A 15,303-nucleotide genomic window follows, 5' to 3' on the forward strand; every position below is an offset into this window, starting at 1 on the left:
GGTGTCCCCGAAAATGAAGACTTCCCTGCTTGCTCTGGGTCTGCTGGCTGCACTGCCGTTCGCTGCGTCGGCAACCGACGGTCTGTCGTACAACTATGTTGAAGGCGGCTACGTGAACACCGATGCCAAGGGCGGCGACGCTGATGGTTGGGCGGTGAAGGGCTCGGTCGCCGTGGCGCCGAACTTCCACATCTTCGGTGACTACAACGCGCAGGAAACCAAGCGCGGCAGCAACGATGTGGACCAGTGGAAGGTCGGTGTCGGCTATAACTACGGCATCGCCCCGACCACCGATCTGGTCGCCCGCGTTGCCTACCAGAAGTTCGATCCGAAGCGCGGCCTGGACTTCAACGGCTACTCGACCGAAGTCGGCGTGCGCAGCGCGTTCACCCCGAACTTCGAAGGCTACGTGATGGCCGGTTACGAGGATTACAGCAAGAAGCACGGCATCAATCCGGACGGCGAGTTCTACGGCCGCGTCGGCGCCCAGGCCAAGCTCAACCAGAACTGGGGCCTGGCCGGCGAAGTGAAGCTGGCCAAGGGCGGCGACAAGGAATGGTTCGTCGGTCCGCGCTTTACCTGGTAATACGCGATACGCAATACCGCGGTACGTTGTTGGATGGCGCGGTCTCTCTCCCCTGCGCCATGAAGCCCGGCTCACGCCGGGCTTCACTTATATGCAGCACCTGGCGACACCCTCGTCGGTACGCCACGAAACAACCCGGCCCTGCGCCGGGTTGTTTCGTTCTGGCGGTAACCCCGCTGACAGAGAAGGTGCTTCCTTCATTCGCGCGACAAGCAGGAAGCACGCTCGAGCTACTCCACGTCCGGTGGGTCGAGCGATGGGCCACGCTACGCTTGCCGGCGAATGTCCCCCGGCGCCGGCCTGCGGCCGACCCCTCCTCCTTTATTTCGCCCACAAGCGCAGCGCGTCCCATCGTGTCCATAACACCAGCGACCGCAGCAAGTTCCGGTGCCTTGCCGTAAGCGTGCCACGCGCGAGCACCGTAGAGGCCGGTGGGCCCCTGGGCAAAATCAAGGAGGAGGGCGTCGCTGCCAAGCGGCGGCCGGGGGACATTTGCCTTGGGGCCTACCGGCCGCTACGGGGCCCTCACGCTTGCGGCATATCTGAGCGGAGACAGGAACGCCCAGGCTCCCGGGCCACACGCGTACGGCGTGCGTCATCTACTGCGGCACATGGGATGACAGGTCCCTCTGCAGTAGACGAAGAACCAAAAAAAAACCCCGGCGCTTGCCGGGGTTTTTCGTGCCTCACTTGAACAGCGTGTCCGGATACTCCGGCTTCTGCTCGCGTGCCAACAGCGCACGCAATCCCTCTTCCGGCGTCTGCTCACCGTGCAGCACCGCGCGCACGCGGTCTGAGATGGGCAGGTCGATGCCGTGACGGCGCGCCTGGCGCATCACCTCATCAGCAGTCTGCACCGACTCGACCACCTGGCCGATCTCACGGACCGCATCGGTCAACGTCTGGCCACGGCCCAGGGCCAGGCCCAGGCGCCGGTTGCGCGAGAGATCGCCGGTGCAGGTCAGCACCAGATCGCCCAGACCGGCCAACCCCATCAGGGTTTCCGGCTTGGCACCGATCGCCGCGGCAAGCCGCAGCATCTCGTTGAGGCCACGGGTGATCAGGCCGGCACGGGCGTTGAGCCCCAGCTGCATGCCATCGGCGACGCCGGTGGCCACGGCCAGCACGTTCTTCATCGCACCGCCGAGCTCGGCACCGACCATGTCATCGCCGGTGTAGGCGCGGAACGCCGGACCGTGCATGGCATCGGCCACCTGCTGGGCGAAGTCCGGCGCGTCACCGTGCACGGTGATCGCAGTCGGCAGGCCCTGGGTGACTTCCTTGGCGAACGACGGACCGGTCACCACCGCCAGCGGCACGTCCGACCCAAGGACCTCACGCGCCACTTCGTGCAGGAACCGACCGGAGCCGGGTTCGAAGCCCTTGGTCGCCCACGCCACGCCGGCATCGGCCGGTCGCAGTGGCGCCAGCGCACGCACGGTTTCACCGAAGGCGTGCGAGGGCACCACCACCAGGATCCAGGCAGCGTCCTTGACGGCAGCGGCCAGATCGGTGGTCGCGCGCAGCGACTCGGGCAGCGGAATGCCCGGCAGATAACGGGTGTTCTCGTGGCGCTGGTCGATGGCCTCGACCATCGCCGCATCGCGCCCCCACAACACGGTCGGATGACCGTGCCGCGCGAGCAGGCTCGCCAGGGCGGTGCCCCAGGAGCCGGCGCCGAGAACCGCGATTTTGTCTGCGTGGTTGCTCATCCGTACTGCAGCGCCGATCAGGCGTTGCCGGCCGGCTCGGAATCAGCGAGCGAGGTCTCGCCCTGTTCCTGACGCTGGCGCAGGGTTTCGGCGTACAGGCCTTCGAAGTTGATCGGCTGCAGGAAGAACGGCGGGAAGCCGCCGGCCTGGATCAGCTCACTCACCAGCGAACGCACGTACGGGAACAGGATGTTCGGGCACTGGGTGCCGAGCAGCACGTCGATCGACTGCGGGTCCAGGCCGACCAGGCCGAACACGCCGGCCTGCTGTACTTCGGCCACGTAGGCGGTCTTCTCGCCGGCCTTGCAGGTCAGGGTCACGGCCAGCACGACTTCGAAGGCGCTCTCGCCCAGGCGCTGCACGCGCTGGTTCAGGTTGAGCTGCAGTTCCGGCTGCACGGCGTCATTGAAGACGGCCGGAGCGTTCGGCGATTCGAACGAAACGTCCTTGACGTAGATCTTCTCGACGGTGAACGAGGGACCGGTGGCGGCGTCGACCGGCGCGACCGCGCCGTTGGTGTTCTCTTCGGACATTTCCTGTTGCTCCAAAATGAATGCTGTAAAAACGGATTGTTACATGCCCTGCGATGGGGGCGCTGTGCGCCACGCACAAGGCATGCGCAGCAATCCGACGGGAATCAGTTGCGCCCCTTGACCAGCGGCAACTCGGCCTGCTGCCACGCCGGGATGCCACCGTCGAGCACGTTGACCTGGGTGAAACCAGCCTTCTTCAGCGCCTTGGCAGCGGTCTCGGAGGCATTGCCGGTACGGCATACCAGCACGACGGGGCTCTGCTGGGCCTTGGCCACCAGCTTGTGCTCCGGACCGAACTGGCTCGGCTGCACGTTGCGGCTGCCGGCGATATGGCCCTTCTCGAAATCGCTGCTCGAGGACAGATCGACCACGATGGCGCCACCGGCATTCATCAGCTGGGTCAGTTCAGCCGGCTTGAGCGACTTGAAGCCGCGGAACAGTCGGCGGACTTCGGTCACGATGATGGCCACGGTCAGGCCGACCAGGGCCATCGACAACATCGGGTTTCGGCCGGCAAAGGCCAGCAACTCTTCGTAATTCACTAAGATCACGGGTCGATAAGCGGGCGCCGATTGTCGCACATGCAGGCGAATCGGCGTCCAGCCCCGTGCTGGCAGGCCTCAGCGGTCCTGCCAGAGGTCCGGCAGGCCGTTGGCCTGGAGCCAGCGCTTGTCCTCGGCATCCCAGCGCCAGATCTCCCGCACCCGCACGGTCCGTTCGGACTGGGTGTTGTTGTTGATCACCCGCACCTCGGCCGTGCGCCCCACCCGGCCGTCGGGCATGGGCACGTTGTCGCTGGCGCGATAGCTGGAGATTTTCACCTGCTCGAAGCGGCGCAGCTCCAGATCGGTCAGCGGGTGGGCCTTGGCGTATTCCGGATCCAGGTACGGCAAGGCGTCCTCGACGGTGCCCCAGCGCATCGTGGCGTCGTACTTGATCTGGGTTTCCTCCAGCGCCTTGCGCTGCTTCCTGGTGGTCTTCTGCTCGGCGGCGAGCGCGGTCACGCTGGTCAGCGCGAACAAGGCGATCAGCAGGATCTGGAGCGTACGGCGCATGCGAATTCCCCAATAGGCAAGGCGCCCATCCTACCGCCTGGCGAACGCCACGAAACGGCCGCTCAGCTCTGCGGCGGCCTTGTCGCCTTCGCCCGGCTGGCGGGCGGTAAGGCTGATGCGCGCCTTGCCGCGCTGGGCGAAGGTGGCCAGGAAGCTGTCCCAGTCGGTTTCGGCGTCGGCCTGGGCCTGCGCATCCAGGTCGCCATAGACCGGGGCCAGGTAGCGGAGGTGGCTGTCGGCCACGTAGACATCCGCATCGAACCCGGCCAGACGCAGGCGCAGGGTCACCAGCGCCCAACCGGACAGGGTCAGGGCCGAGGCCAGGCTGCCGCCGAACGCATTGCCTTTGTCGTTGACGTTGGCCGCCAGGGGGGCGCGGATGTGCAGAACGCCGTCGCGATAATCGTGGACCCGGATCTGCATCGCCGCCACCGGCGGCATGGTATCCAGGACATGCTGCAGCGCGGACAACTGCGCCGACAGGGAATCGGTTGCGGACATCTGGTTGATCACGTCACATCGAAGGGCTCGCATAATGCCCGCAATGAACACCGAAACGAAAGTCGCGCCCTGGACCCTGATCTCGCTGCGCCCGCGTGGCCAGCATGCGCCCGTGCGACGTGCGGCCAAGGGCACCGGCGCCAGCGTCATCGCGCTGTCACCGTGGGCGCTGCAGGCGCGCAGGGATGCGGCCACCTGCGCCGACCTCGCCGCTGCGCTGGCGGCCGAGCGGGTCGTCTTCAGCAGCCCGGCCGCCGTCCATGCCGCAGCGCGACTGACCGCCCTGGATGCCCCGCACGCTGGCCAGTGGCTGGCGGTCGGCGCAGGGACGGCCGCCGCCCTGGCGCGGCAGGGCGCCCGTGATGTGCTCGCGCCGGGGCGGATGGACAGCGAAGGGTTGCTGGCGCTGCCTGCGCTGGCCGACCTGCGCGGCCTGCGTGCCGGGCTGGTGACGGCCCCCGGCGGACGTGGCGTGATCGCGCAGATCCTCCAGCAACGCGGCGCCCAGCTGCTGCGGGCCAACGTGTATGCGCGCCGGCCCCTGCCCTTGGCACCGCGCACGCTGCAACGGCTGCGGCAGGCAGCCGCCCCCTGGGCACTGGCAGTGAGCAGTGGCGAGGCCTTGTCACTGGTGCTGGAGCAGCTCCCCCCGGACCTGCAGGCCCGCCTGCGCACGGCAGCTGTGGCAGCCGCCAGCGAGCGGCTGGTGGCGCAGGCACAGGCGGCCGGCTTCCTCGACGTGACGCTGGCCGCCGGCCCGCTGCCGGCGCAGCTGGTCAGCGCTGCACACGCCGCGCTCATGCACCCCGCGTCTTCCTGAACAGGGAAGGCCTGCGGCCTTGCAGGGGGCTCGGGCGGCAGGCGATGCTGTGCGCCACGTCGCTCGCCAGCCAAGCGGACTGCCCGGCGCGCGCGACAAGGATGCCTGTATGAACGACCCTGTATCGCCCCCCTCTTCGAGCCGCCCCCTGCGCTGGATCGTGCCGATCGCGGCGCTGGCCGTATTGGTCGGGGCCGGTGCCTGGGGCTGGATGCAATGGCAATCGCGACAGACGCAGGAGCGCCTGCGCGCCGAGAACAGCCAACTGCAGATGCAGGGCCTGCTGGACAGCGTCGAGGCGCTGCGCCGCGACCAGCGGTCGACCTCCCAGCGCGTGCAGGATGCGGCCGCGACCAACCGCGTGCTGCGCGATGAAATGCTGGGCCTGAGTCAACGCAATGCTCTGCTGGAAGAGAATCTGGCCAAGCTCGCCGACAGCACCCGCCACGGCGCCCAGGCGCTGCAGCTGGAAGAGGCCGAGCTGCTGCTGAGCCAGGCCGGGCAGCGCCTGGCCTATGCCGATGACGTCGAGGGCGCCAAGCGCCTGTACGCGTTGGCGGCGACCTCGCTGGACGACGTGCAGGGCAGTGAGTATCTGAATCTGCGGCAGGCGCTGATGCAGGAGCGCAACGCCGTGGATGCGCTCGGCCCGGGCGCGCGCGCCCAGGCACAGGCCGCGCTGGCGCAGTTCGCCGCGGCATTGACCGGGCTGCCCGAGCAGATCGACGCACCGGTCGACGCCACCGCGGTAACGCCGTGGTGGCACCAGGTGCTGGCCCCGTTCGTGACCATCACCCCCACCCGCCTGCAGGGCCCCTTGACCGAGGCCGAGCGTGTGGCCGCCTGGGATTCGCTGCAACTGGAGCTGACCCTGGCGCGCGCCGCCGTGGAGCGCGGCGACCAGGCCGGTTACGCCCAGGCGCTGGACCGGGTGGCGCTGTGGCTGCCGCGGCTGTGGCCGGATTCACCTGCTCTGCGCGAGCGTCGTGCTGAACTGCATCAACTACGCGCCCGTGAGCTGCGTCCATCGTTGCCCGAACTGGGCAGCACCCTGCAGCAACTGCGCACGATGCGCACTGGGAGTTAATCGATGAAGCCGTTTCAATCTCTAGTGGTCCTGCTGCTGGCCGTCGCCCTGGGCGTGATCGCCTCGCAGTGGCTCGGCACCGAGCAGCTGCGCCAGTTTGGTGAAGTGATCTACCGCTATGGCGGCACCGACTACCGCTCCACCGTGCCCCAGGTCGCGCTGATGGTGCTGGTCGGCCTGCTGGTGCTGTGGTTGCTGTGGAGCCTGCTGGCCTCGCCGTTCCGTGCCTGGGGCCGCTACCGCCGCAAGCAGGGCCGCGCCCGCCTCACTGAAGGCCTGCAGGCACACGAACACGGCCACTGGCAGCGTGCGGAAAAGCTGCTGACCAGTGCTGCTGAAGACAAGGAAGTGAGTGCGGTCGCCATGGTGACCGCAGTGCGCAGTGCGCAGGCGCGCGATGACGATGCGGCGGTCAATCAGTACCTGCAGCGCCTCGCCACCGAAGACGCCACCAGCCATGCCCTGCTGCTGGCCGAACGCCTGCTGGCGCAGGAACGCCCGGTCGATGCGATCAACGTGCTGGACGTTGCCGCGATCCAGCCGCTGCCGCCGCGCGGCCTGTGGCTGCGTACCGAAGCGCTGGCGCGTGCCGATCGCGCGCATGAGGCCTATGGCCAGCTGGGCGCGCTGCGCAAGCAGAAGGTCCTGCCAGATGCCGCCGTGGCGGAGCTGGAAATCCGCCTGGCCGCACAGTCGCTGCTGGAAGCCGGCGACGTCAACGCGCTGGCCACCCAGTGGGAAGCCACGCCGAAGGCATTGCGCAGCGATCCCGATGTCGTCTCCGCCTATGCGCTGCGCGCAGTGGCGCTGGACTGGGACGAACCGGCCCTGCTCAACCTCGAACAGGCCCTGGACACGCGCTGGGACGAATCGGTGGTGACGCTTTACGGCCAGATGCCGGTCGAAAAGCTGGCCACGCGCCAGGCCAACCTGCAGCGCTGGTTGACCATGCAGCCTTCCAGCCCCGCATTGCTGCTGGCGTTGGGACGCATTGCCGCGCGTCAGCGCCAGCACACCCTGGCCGAGGACTATCTGCACCGCGCGATTGCCGCCGGCGCCGGCCCGGCCGCGTGGGAAGCGTTGGGCGAGGTGTTCCTGGATCGCGGCGAGACCGCGCTGGCCTCGCAGTGCTTCGCCAATGCCCTGCGCCAGCAGCGTGGGGATGACAGCGTGGCGCTGGCCCGTGCAACGGCCACCACTCCGCTGGATCCGATCGTGCCCGAGCGCGCCACCATCGAAGAGCAATCACTGATGGGCGAACCGGCCCCGGTGCAGGATCGCCTGCATGTCGAACAGGGTCGCCTGCCTGTCGAAGAAGATCGCCTGCACGTGGAACGCGACGAGTTCGGCAATTCGCGTCTGCCGTAAAGGCAGCGCGTTACCCGGTAGTGCCGGCCGCTGGCCGGCGACGCGGAGTCCGTGAGAGGGGGTGGAGGAGCCGGCCAGCGGCCGGCACCACCAGAGCCGAAGGGTGCACACCTCCGCCAGATACAAAAAAGAAGGCCGCCCTTGGGCGGCCTTCTTCGTTCACTGCCGCAGGGCGATCAGCGCTCGACGATCGCCACCACGCCCATGCCGCCGGCGGTGCAGATCGAGACCAGCGCGCGGCCACCGCCGCGTTCGGCCAGCTGCTTGGCTGCCGTGGCGATCACGCGGGCGCCGGTCGCCGCGAACGGGTGGCCGGTGGCGAGCGAAGAGCCCAGCGGGTTGATCTTGGCCGGGTCGATCCTGCCCAGTGGTGCATCCAGGCCGAGGCGGTTGCGGCAGTAGTCTTCGCTTTCCCAGGCGCGCAGCGTGCACAGCACCTGGGCGGCGAACGCTTCGTGGATCTCGTAGATATCGAAATCCTGCAGGGTCAGGCCGTTGCGCTTGAGCATCTCCGGCACGGCGATGGTCGGCGCCATCAGCAGGCCTTCGCCATGCACGAAATCAACGGCCGCCACCTGCGAATCGCGCAGGTACGCCAGCGGCTCATGGCCATGCGCACGCGCCCATTCTTCGCTGGCCAGCAGCACCGCCGAGGCGCCATCGGTGAGCGGGGTGGAGTTGGCGGCGGTCAGCGTGCCGCGGCCGGAGACCTTGTCGAAGGCCGGCTTCAGCGTGGCCAGCTTTTCCAGCGAGGTATCGGCGCGCAGGATGTTGTCGCGCTCCACGCCGCGGAACGGCGCGATCAGATCGGTGAAGAAACCGCGCTCATAGGCGGCGGCCAGCTTCTTGTGCGAGGACACTGCCCACTCGTCCTGCGAGTCGCGGGAGATGTTCCACTCCTTGGCCATGTCTTCGCAGTGGTCGCCCATGCTCTTGCCGGTGCGCGGCTCGGCCACGCCCGGGAATTCCGGCTTGAGCTCGCTCAGCTTGAAGCCGCGGGTCAGTGCCTTGAGCTTGTCGCCGGTGCTCTTGGCCCGGTTGGCCGCCAGCAGGCGCGCGCGCAGCTTCTTGCCGTACACGATCGGCACATCGGAGGTGGTATCCGAGCCGCCGCCGATGCCCGAGTCGATCTGGCCCAGCGCGATCTTGTTGGCCACCGCGATGATCGTGTCCAGCGAGGTGCCGCAGGCGCGCTGCATGGTGATGCCGGGGGTCAGCGGAGACAGGCCCGAGGACAGCGTGGCTTCGCGGCCGAGGTTCCAGTCGCTGGAGTGCTTGATCACAGCGCCCATCGCCACTTCGCCCAACTGCTGGCCGTGCAGGCCGAAGCGTTCGACCAGCGCACCGAGGGTACGCACCGACATGCCGAGGTTGCCGACGTCCGAATAAGCCGTGTTCTGGCGACAGAACGGAATGCGGACGCCGCCGAGGATGGCGACGGGACGGGCGTTGGGCATGGAGATACCTGGCATGGGAGGGGTGTCTGCAACATGGCCTGCACGAAGGAGCAGGCATAATGGGGCCAAGTGTAGCTGCCGCCCTGTGATGGGCCAACCGTGAAACCATGAGCAAACCCGACCACGGCATGAATGCCATTGGCGTACTGGCATTGGAACTGGCCGGCGGCGACGCCCCGCGCCATGCCGCGCTGTCCTCCGAACAGGCTGGTGAACTGGCCGAGCGCGTCGGCCGCGATCTGGCCAAGCTGGTGCCCGGCGTCAGCGGGCTGGACTTCGTGTTCGCCGGCGCCCATTTCGATCCGGCTGAAATCCTGCGCCCGGGCTGGCCGGTGCACCGGCGCCTGGAAGAACTGCAGATGCGCGCCCCGGGCCGCAACCAGGGCCCGCGCGTGCTGGCTTTTGGTGCCGGCGCCGACGGCGATGTCCCGCTGCCCTTCCAGGCCGATGCCAGCCTTACCGGTGGCGGCCTGCGGGTCGTCCCGTTCCTGCTGACCGGCACCGAAGTCGTCCAGACCCAGGCCGTGGCCGAAGCACTGGAAGAGGTGCTGCTGGCCCAGGGCATGGCGCAGGCCGATACCGCGCTGCAGGCGCAGAACGCCTTCGGCGCGCAGATCGAGCACGCCCGCTATTTCACGGTGAATGACCTCGCCGCGATGATGTCGATGCAGTACGACAACCAGGGCCTGGCGATTCTGTGGCCGCTGATCGAAACCGCGCTGATGGCACCGCACGTGGAAGAGTGGCTGGATGCCGCGCCGGAGCCGCTGCTTCGATACGCTGATGGCGAAGTGCGTATGGCGCTGTTCGATCCCGCCGGCTGGTGTGCGTACTACAACCACGGCACCGGCGACTGTGATCGCCTGCAGGGCATCTACGACCAGTACCTGATCCGCCAGCGGCAGATGGCCGCCGTGCTCGAAGCGCACGGCCTGCCGGTGCTGTTCGTGCACTGCGAGGCCGGGCAGGACGCGCGCGAATTGCTGTCGCGTTAATAGGGACGGAGGTAGTTAAGCCGGCGGCTTAACTACCTCCGTCCCCGTTATTAAAAAAAAACGCCGGCGTTCGCCGGCGTTTTTCGTCACACACGGCCCGGATTACGGGGCCGCTTTGATCACCGCACACGCCAGGCGTGCACCGGCATTGCCGGTCGGCTGGGTCTTGTAGTCGTCCGCGTCGGCATGGACGATCAGGCCGCGGCCAATGATGTCGAAATCATCGCCCTTGCCGATGTTGACGTTGGTCGAGACCGGGGCGTCGACCACGGCGTTGCCCTGGGCATCAGCCTTGATGTTGGGCATGTCGCCGCCGTGATGCGGTTCGCTGGCCACGCTGCCGTGGTCCTGCTGGCCCGGGTTGAAGTGGCCGCCGGCGCTGGCGCCGTCCGGCGCACTGCAGTCGCCCTTCTCATGGATGTGGAAGCCGTGCTCGCTGTTCGGCTTCAGGCCGCTGACCTGGCCCTTCACGTGGACCTTGCCGTCGACGATGCTGAAGGTCACGTTGCCTTTGACGTCGTTGCCCTGGGTGGCGGCGAGATCGGCACTGGCGGTGTGGTTGGCATGGGCTTCGCTGGTCATTGCCGGCGGGGCTTCCGGGGTCGCTTCGGCCGTCGGCTGGGCTGCTGTCGCTTCGGCAGCCGGGGTGGTGTCGGCCGGCTTGTTGCAGGCGGTCAGGCCGAGCGCGGCGATGGCAGCGAACAGCGTGGTGTGGATCAGGCGCATGTGAATCTCCTTGCGGGTAGCGTTGGAAGAAACGACGTCGTAGGACTGCGCGATCAGCGCACGACCCGGATGACGCCGCAGGCAATTCGGGCGCCGGCGTTGCCGGCCGGCTGGCTGCGGTAATCGTCGGCGTTGGCGTGCACGATCAGGGCACGTCCGGCGATATCGGTGGCTGCACCGCCGCCAAGGGTAACCGCTGGCAGGCGGATGTCGACGTTGACGCGGCCCTGCGCATCGGCGCGCAGGTTGTCCATGTCACCGGCGTGATGCGCACCGGCACTGTTGCGGCCATGCGGTTGCCCGGCGGGATTGAAATGCGCACCGGCGCTGCTGGCATCAACCGCACTGCAGTCGCCGCGCTCATGGACGTGGAACCCGGCCACCTGCAGCGGCTGCAGACCACCGATGACACCGGTGATGTGCACGCCACGGGCATCCGGGACCAGCGCCAAGCGCCCACTGACCAGACTGGCCGACGCCGGCGACAGGTTTGCCTCGGCCATCTGCGCGGTACTGACCACCGGTACGACGGGGGCGACGGGGCGCGGCGGCGGTGTGCTGCCGCAGGCGGCCAGACCGACCGCGATCGCCGCAGCGAGGACGACAGGGGAACTGCGCATGGGAAAGACTCCTTGGTTACAAACTAACCGTGTGCTCGTCCACGGGCCATGAAAGCGGCCCGGACATGGCGCACACGCGATGTGGACATGCGGTTCATCCGCCGCGACGGCGGCCGGCGCCGAGCTTGCGGGTGAGGGTGTTGCGGCCCATGCCCAGCCGCGCGGCGGCTTCGGCACGGCGGCCATGGGTGATCTGCAGGGCCGCTTCGAGCAGCGCCTGGTCGACCCGGTCGCGCACCTGCGCGTGCAGGCCTTCAGCCCCTTCGGCCAGACGCTGGCGCGCCCACGCCGAAAGCAGCGTTTCCCACTGCCCCGGATCACCGGCACTGCGCGAGCGCGGTGCGCCGGCACCGCGATGCAGTGCGCTGTCCACGTCGGCCACGCCGATGCTGTCGGCGGCGGCAAGCGCGGCCATGCGCCAGCACACGTTCTCCAGCTCACGCACGTTGCCGGGCCAATCGTGTTCGCGCAGCGCCTGCAGTGCTGCTGCGGTCAGGCGCTTGGGCGGTGTATCGAGTTTGTGCGCGGCCGCCACAAGGAAGGTTTCGGCCAGCTGCGCGACATCGTCACGACGCTCACGCAGCGGCGGCAACCGCAGCCGCACCACATCCAGCCGGTGCAGCAGATCGGCACGGAAGCGCCCCTGCGCGACCAGCGTTTCCAGATCCTGATGGGTCGCGGCGATCACGCGCACATCCACGCGGATCAGCTCACGCCCGCCCACGCGGAAGAACTCGCCCTCGGCCAGCACGCGCAGCAGGCGCGTCTGCAGCGGTAACGGCATGTCGCCGATTTCATCCAGGAACAAGGTGCCGCCGTTGGCCTGTTCGAAGCGGCCGATATGGCGACGCTGTGCACCGGTGAACGCACCCGCCTCGTGGCCGAACAACTCGCTCTCCAGCAGTTCGGACGGAATCGCCGCGGTATTGAGCGCGACGAAGGGACCCTGCACGCGCGGCGACTCGTGGTGCAGCGCATGCGCGACCAGCTCCTTGCCGGTGCCGGTCTCGCCATTGATCAGCACCGACAGCGGCGCCTGCGCCAAGCGGCCGATCGCGCGGAACAACGCTCGCATCGCCGGCGTATCACCGACCAGCTGCGGGCGTTGGTCGGGCGGGGTCGTGCTGGCAGTCTCGCTCGGCTCGGCCAGAGTGACATCCGGCGCGGGCAGCACCCGCTGCGCCAGCGCGACCGCGTCATCCAGATCGAAGGGCTTGGACAGGAACTCCTGTGCACCGCCGCGGAAGGCACCGGCCGTGCTCGCCACATCGGTATAGGCCGACATCACGATCACCGGCAGCTGCGGATGCGCTGCCTTCAGCTTGTCCAGCAGGACCAGACCATCATCACCGGGCATGCGGACATCGGTGAACAGCAGATCCGGCGGCGCCTGCTCGGCCAGCATCGCCAAGGCGGCAGCCGCGCCGTCGAACCCTTCGACGCGGTAGCCGGCCTCGCGCAGCGCGGTGCACAGCACGAAGCGCACCGCGCGGTCATCGTCGACCACCCAGACACGCTGGGCGGTGGTGTCGACCTGGTCAGCCATGGGCGGCAGTGTCCTCGGCGGGGGTGCCCTGCCCGATCGGCAGCAGCACGGTGAAAACGGTATGGCCCGGGCGCGAGCGGTAGGTCAGGGTGCCGCGGTGCTCGCGCGCGACCTGCTGGGCCAGCGCCAGGCCCAACCCGGTGCCTTCGGCGCGGCCGCTGACCAGCGGCAGGAACAGATGCTCGGCCAGGTCTTCGGGCACGCCACGGCCGTCATCGGCGATTTCCAGCCGCAGCGCCAGCGGATGCAGCTGATCGGTGATGCGTACGCCGTGCTCCACACGCGTGCGCAGGGTGACGGTGCCCGCACCGGCCTGGATCGCATTGCGGACCAGGTTCCACACCGCCTGGGTGAGCCGGTCCGCATCGCCATCGAACTCGGGAATGCTGGGGTCGTAATCGCGCTGTATCCGGACCGCCCAGCCGCCCTCGCTCTCGGCCAGGCGCAGGACGCGCTCCAACGATGCGTGGATGTTGAGGGGCGCATGCGGCGCGGCCGGCGCGGGCGACAACAGTTGCTCGAGCAGGCCGTTCAGGCGTTCGATCTCCGAGCCGATCAGCTCGATCAGTTCACGCTCGTCCGGATCGCGTTGCGCGTTGCGGCGTGCCAGCAGCTGGGCCGCGCCCTTCAATCCCGCCAGCGGATTGCGCAGCTCATGCGCCAGGCCCTTGAGCGCGGCACTGAGCGCGCTGGGCAGCGCCTGGGTGGGGTCCAACCCCGGGAATTCATCGACCGGATGCGCCTCCAGCAGCCAGCCGCCCTCGTCCCAGCGGCTGAGCCACCCCTCGGCAAAACGGGGTGCATCGCCCGGCAGCGCCAAGGCCAGCCGGTGCAGGCGCAGGGCGTCACGCTCATCGCGGGCCAGGAAGTGGGCCAAGGCGTCGCCCTGTGCCTCCAGCGAGGCCAGCGGCTGGCCCAGCAGGCGGCGCACGCTCACGCCCAGCCAGCGGGCGAAGGCGGGATTGCAGCCCACCACACGGCCGCTGGCGCCGGCCCAGGCGACCGGGGTGCCGAGGGCGTCGAGGGCGGGGGGCAGGAGCGTGGTGGTCATTGCACCAATGTAGTGCAAAACGGGGTGAGTTGAGCGTGGAACGACGGCGAACGGAGGCCATCGCCGAAAGATTCAGGTCCAATCAAACGGTGGCGGAGTGCTGCTTCAGCGCGTCTACCAAGTCCGCCTCGAGCCCGGCAACTGTTCCGTAGATCCCATTGGCCAAAAGCACCAACTCGTCTTCGAGACCATCGAACGCATAGTAGACATCCTCCGGAAGCTGCGTCGCATGCGCCACCCGCATGGCAGTCCGGCACGTGTCCAACGCCGAGCGCTGACCGGACTGGAACTGCACCAGCAAGTCCTCCAGCAGCCAGCGGCCGGCGGCTGGCCAATCGGCATGGGCCGTAACGGCTTGCAGCGCATCCAGAGCTGCATTGCGGTCATGCGCGGTGGCGATTTCGATGATCTCGATGGCCGGCGTATCGCGTGCTTCGATCCGGGCGTACGCCCATTCCCGGCTGGCCTCCTCATCCAGCACGCCCAAGACCAGTCCAATCCGGAAGAAAGCGCAGGCCGTTGCGTCGTCTGCGACATCTAGAGAAGTTGTGTGCATGGTCAGTCTGTACCTAGACATGCTCCAGGATATTTACCAGCTGGCCCAACGGATCCGGACATGGAACCGGCGGACGCCCCATGGTTCGTTGGCTGGGCCATACGCGATGGGCAAGTTCGCCGCCTGGACCCGTCGGAGCGCTTCGTCCACGTCGTCCACCTCGATGGAAAGATCGGGAACCTCGGTACCGGATCCGCCCTCGGCCGCGACACTCACTTGGACGTTCATGTCGGCTGACCCGGCGTACGTGCGGATCCAGCCGTGATCCATGACCAGTTCCAGGCCGAGGATGTCCCGATAGAAACTGTCCGCGGCGGCGGGGTAGGACGCGGCGATGTTGGCGATGATGCGTTTGACCTTCATGAGCCCTCCCGGCAGTCAGTCGCTATTTCCGAGCTTCAGCCCAGCTGAGAAATATACTCAGCAGCTCAGTCAAGTTGCCGGCGCCGCCACTGGCGACGAACTGTGACTTCTCAAGCTTGCAGATGATCCAGTCCGCATCATCTTCCGAGTGCCCACGACGGATCGATGCAAAAGGCCTGTGCTCAAGCTCGGTCTCGATGAGATCAATGCTGACCTGCCAGCCGGGGTTATCAAGCGTATCGATAGTGACCCCAAAAGAATGCTCCCAGTCACCGTTGCACTGCCGTCGATACCACTGCTGGAGTCGCTGAAGTTCATCCATCGGCG

General features: G+C 67.8%; 17 protein-coding genes and 1 pseudogene. 5 read left to right on the forward strand and 13 right to left on the reverse strand.

Going from position 1 to position 15,303, the window contains the following annotated elements; all coding sequences use genetic code 11:
• Positions 1-13 precede the first annotated feature (13 nt).
• Complete coding sequence (locus ACWV8V_RS10815) at positions 14-586, forward strand: OmpO family porin (RefSeq protein WP_123731060.1); 573 nt, start codon at positions 14-16, stop codon at positions 584-586.
• A 686-nt stretch (positions 587-1,272) separates the two neighbouring features.
• Here the strand turns inward: ACWV8V_RS10815 and ACWV8V_RS10820 are convergent.
• The 5 genes from ACWV8V_RS10820 to ACWV8V_RS10840 form a co-directional block, all read right to left on the reverse strand.
• Positions 1,273-2,298: an NAD(P)H-dependent glycerol-3-phosphate dehydrogenase gene (locus ACWV8V_RS10820; RefSeq protein ID WP_259260593.1), complete on the reverse strand. Its 1,026-nt coding sequence runs from the start codon at positions 2,296-2,298 to the stop codon at positions 1,273-1,275.
• 17 nt (positions 2,299-2,315) lie between these two features.
• Entirely contained in the window at positions 2,316-2,831 is a 516-nt protein-coding gene (gene secB / locus ACWV8V_RS10825) for a protein-export chaperone SecB (protein ID WP_019184891.1), read from the reverse strand.
• A 104-nt stretch (positions 2,832-2,935) separates the two neighbouring features.
• Complete coding sequence (locus ACWV8V_RS10830; protein WP_088434820.1) at positions 2,936-3,373, reverse strand: rhodanese-like domain-containing protein; 438 nt, start codon at positions 3,371-3,373, stop codon at positions 2,936-2,938.
• A 78-nt stretch (positions 3,374-3,451) separates the two neighbouring features.
• Positions 3,452-3,886, reverse strand: coding sequence for a hypothetical protein (locus ACWV8V_RS10835; RefSeq protein ID WP_259260594.1), 435 nt, complete (start codon positions 3,884-3,886; stop codon positions 3,452-3,454).
• Between the two features lie 30 nt (positions 3,887-3,916).
• Entirely contained in the window at positions 3,917-4,387 is a 471-nt protein-coding gene (locus ACWV8V_RS10840) for a YiiD C-terminal domain-containing protein (protein WP_259260595.1), read from the reverse strand.
• A gap of 43 nt (positions 4,388-4,430) precedes the next feature.
• Here ACWV8V_RS10840 and ACWV8V_RS10845 point away from each other — a divergent pair, with 43 nt between their 5' ends.
• The 3 genes from ACWV8V_RS10845 (at position 4,431) to ACWV8V_RS10855 (ending at position 7,662) form a co-directional block, all read left to right on the forward strand.
• On the forward strand, positions 4,431-5,207 hold the full coding sequence (locus ACWV8V_RS10845) for a uroporphyrinogen-III synthase (protein ID WP_259260596.1): 777 nt from the start codon (positions 4,431-4,433) through the stop codon (positions 5,205-5,207).
• A 109-nt stretch (positions 5,208-5,316) separates the two neighbouring features.
• Positions 5,317-6,294: a uroporphyrinogen-III C-methyltransferase gene (locus ACWV8V_RS10850; protein WP_123731056.1), complete on the forward strand. Its 978-nt coding sequence runs from the start codon at positions 5,317-5,319 to the stop codon at positions 6,292-6,294.
• A 3-nt stretch (positions 6,295-6,297) separates the two neighbouring features.
• Positions 6,298-7,662, forward strand: a complete 1,365-nt coding sequence (locus tag ACWV8V_RS10855; protein WP_455899725.1) for a heme biosynthesis HemY N-terminal domain-containing protein — start codon at positions 6,298-6,300, stop codon at positions 7,660-7,662.
• 176 nt (positions 7,663-7,838) lie between these two features.
• On the opposite strand, the gene ACWV8V_RS10860 is transcribed toward ACWV8V_RS10855, so the two are convergent.
• Positions 7,839-9,134, reverse strand: a complete 1,296-nt coding sequence (locus ACWV8V_RS10860; protein WP_123731054.1) for an acetyl-CoA C-acetyltransferase — start codon at positions 9,132-9,134, stop codon at positions 7,839-7,841.
• A gap of 92 nt (positions 9,135-9,226) precedes the next feature.
• On the opposite strand from ACWV8V_RS10860, the gene ACWV8V_RS10865 reads away from it, so the two are divergent.
• The gene (locus tag ACWV8V_RS10865) at positions 9,227-10,114 is read left to right on the forward strand and encodes a hypothetical protein (RefSeq protein WP_259260599.1); all 888 of its coding nucleotides are present in this window, start codon (positions 9,227-9,229) and stop codon (positions 10,112-10,114) included.
• 102 nt (positions 10,115-10,216) lie between these two features.
• On the opposite strand, the gene ACWV8V_RS10870 is transcribed toward ACWV8V_RS10865, so the two are convergent.
• The 7 genes and pseudogenes from ACWV8V_RS10870 to ACWV8V_RS10900 form a co-directional block, all read right to left on the reverse strand.
• Positions 10,217-10,840: a superoxide dismutase family protein gene (locus ACWV8V_RS10870; protein WP_455899726.1), complete on the reverse strand. Its 624-nt coding sequence runs from the start codon at positions 10,838-10,840 to the stop codon at positions 10,217-10,219.
• 53 nt (positions 10,841-10,893) lie between these two features.
• Entirely contained in the window at positions 10,894-11,460 is a 567-nt protein-coding gene (locus tag ACWV8V_RS10875; RefSeq protein WP_455899727.1) for a superoxide dismutase family protein, read from the reverse strand.
• A gap of 94 nt (positions 11,461-11,554) precedes the next feature.
• Entirely contained in the window at positions 11,555-13,006 is a 1,452-nt protein-coding gene (ntrC, locus tag ACWV8V_RS10880; protein WP_346468055.1) for a nitrogen regulation protein NR(I), read from the reverse strand.
• The gene (locus ACWV8V_RS10885) at positions 12,999-14,057 is read right to left on the reverse strand and encodes a two-component system sensor histidine kinase NtrB (protein ID WP_455899728.1); all 1,059 of its coding nucleotides are present in this window, start codon (positions 14,055-14,057) and stop codon (positions 12,999-13,001) included. The genes ntrC and ACWV8V_RS10885 overlap by 8 nt, the downstream gene beginning before the upstream one ends.
• A gap of 82 nt (positions 14,058-14,139) precedes the next feature.
• Complete coding sequence (locus ACWV8V_RS10890; protein WP_455899729.1) at positions 14,140-14,544, reverse strand: hypothetical protein; 405 nt, start codon at positions 14,542-14,544, stop codon at positions 14,140-14,142.
• Between the two features lie 82 nt (positions 14,545-14,626).
• Positions 14,627-14,976 (reverse strand): annotated as a pseudogene (locus ACWV8V_RS10895) (VOC family protein).
• Positions 14,977-14,998: 22 nt separating this feature from the next.
• Positions 14,999-15,298, reverse strand: a complete 300-nt coding sequence (locus tag ACWV8V_RS10900) for an immunity 53 family protein (RefSeq protein WP_455899730.1) — start codon at positions 15,296-15,298, stop codon at positions 14,999-15,001.
• Positions 15,299-15,303 lie beyond the last annotated feature (5 nt).

The organism is Stenotrophomonas sp. Ker107b (assembly GCF_053847245.1).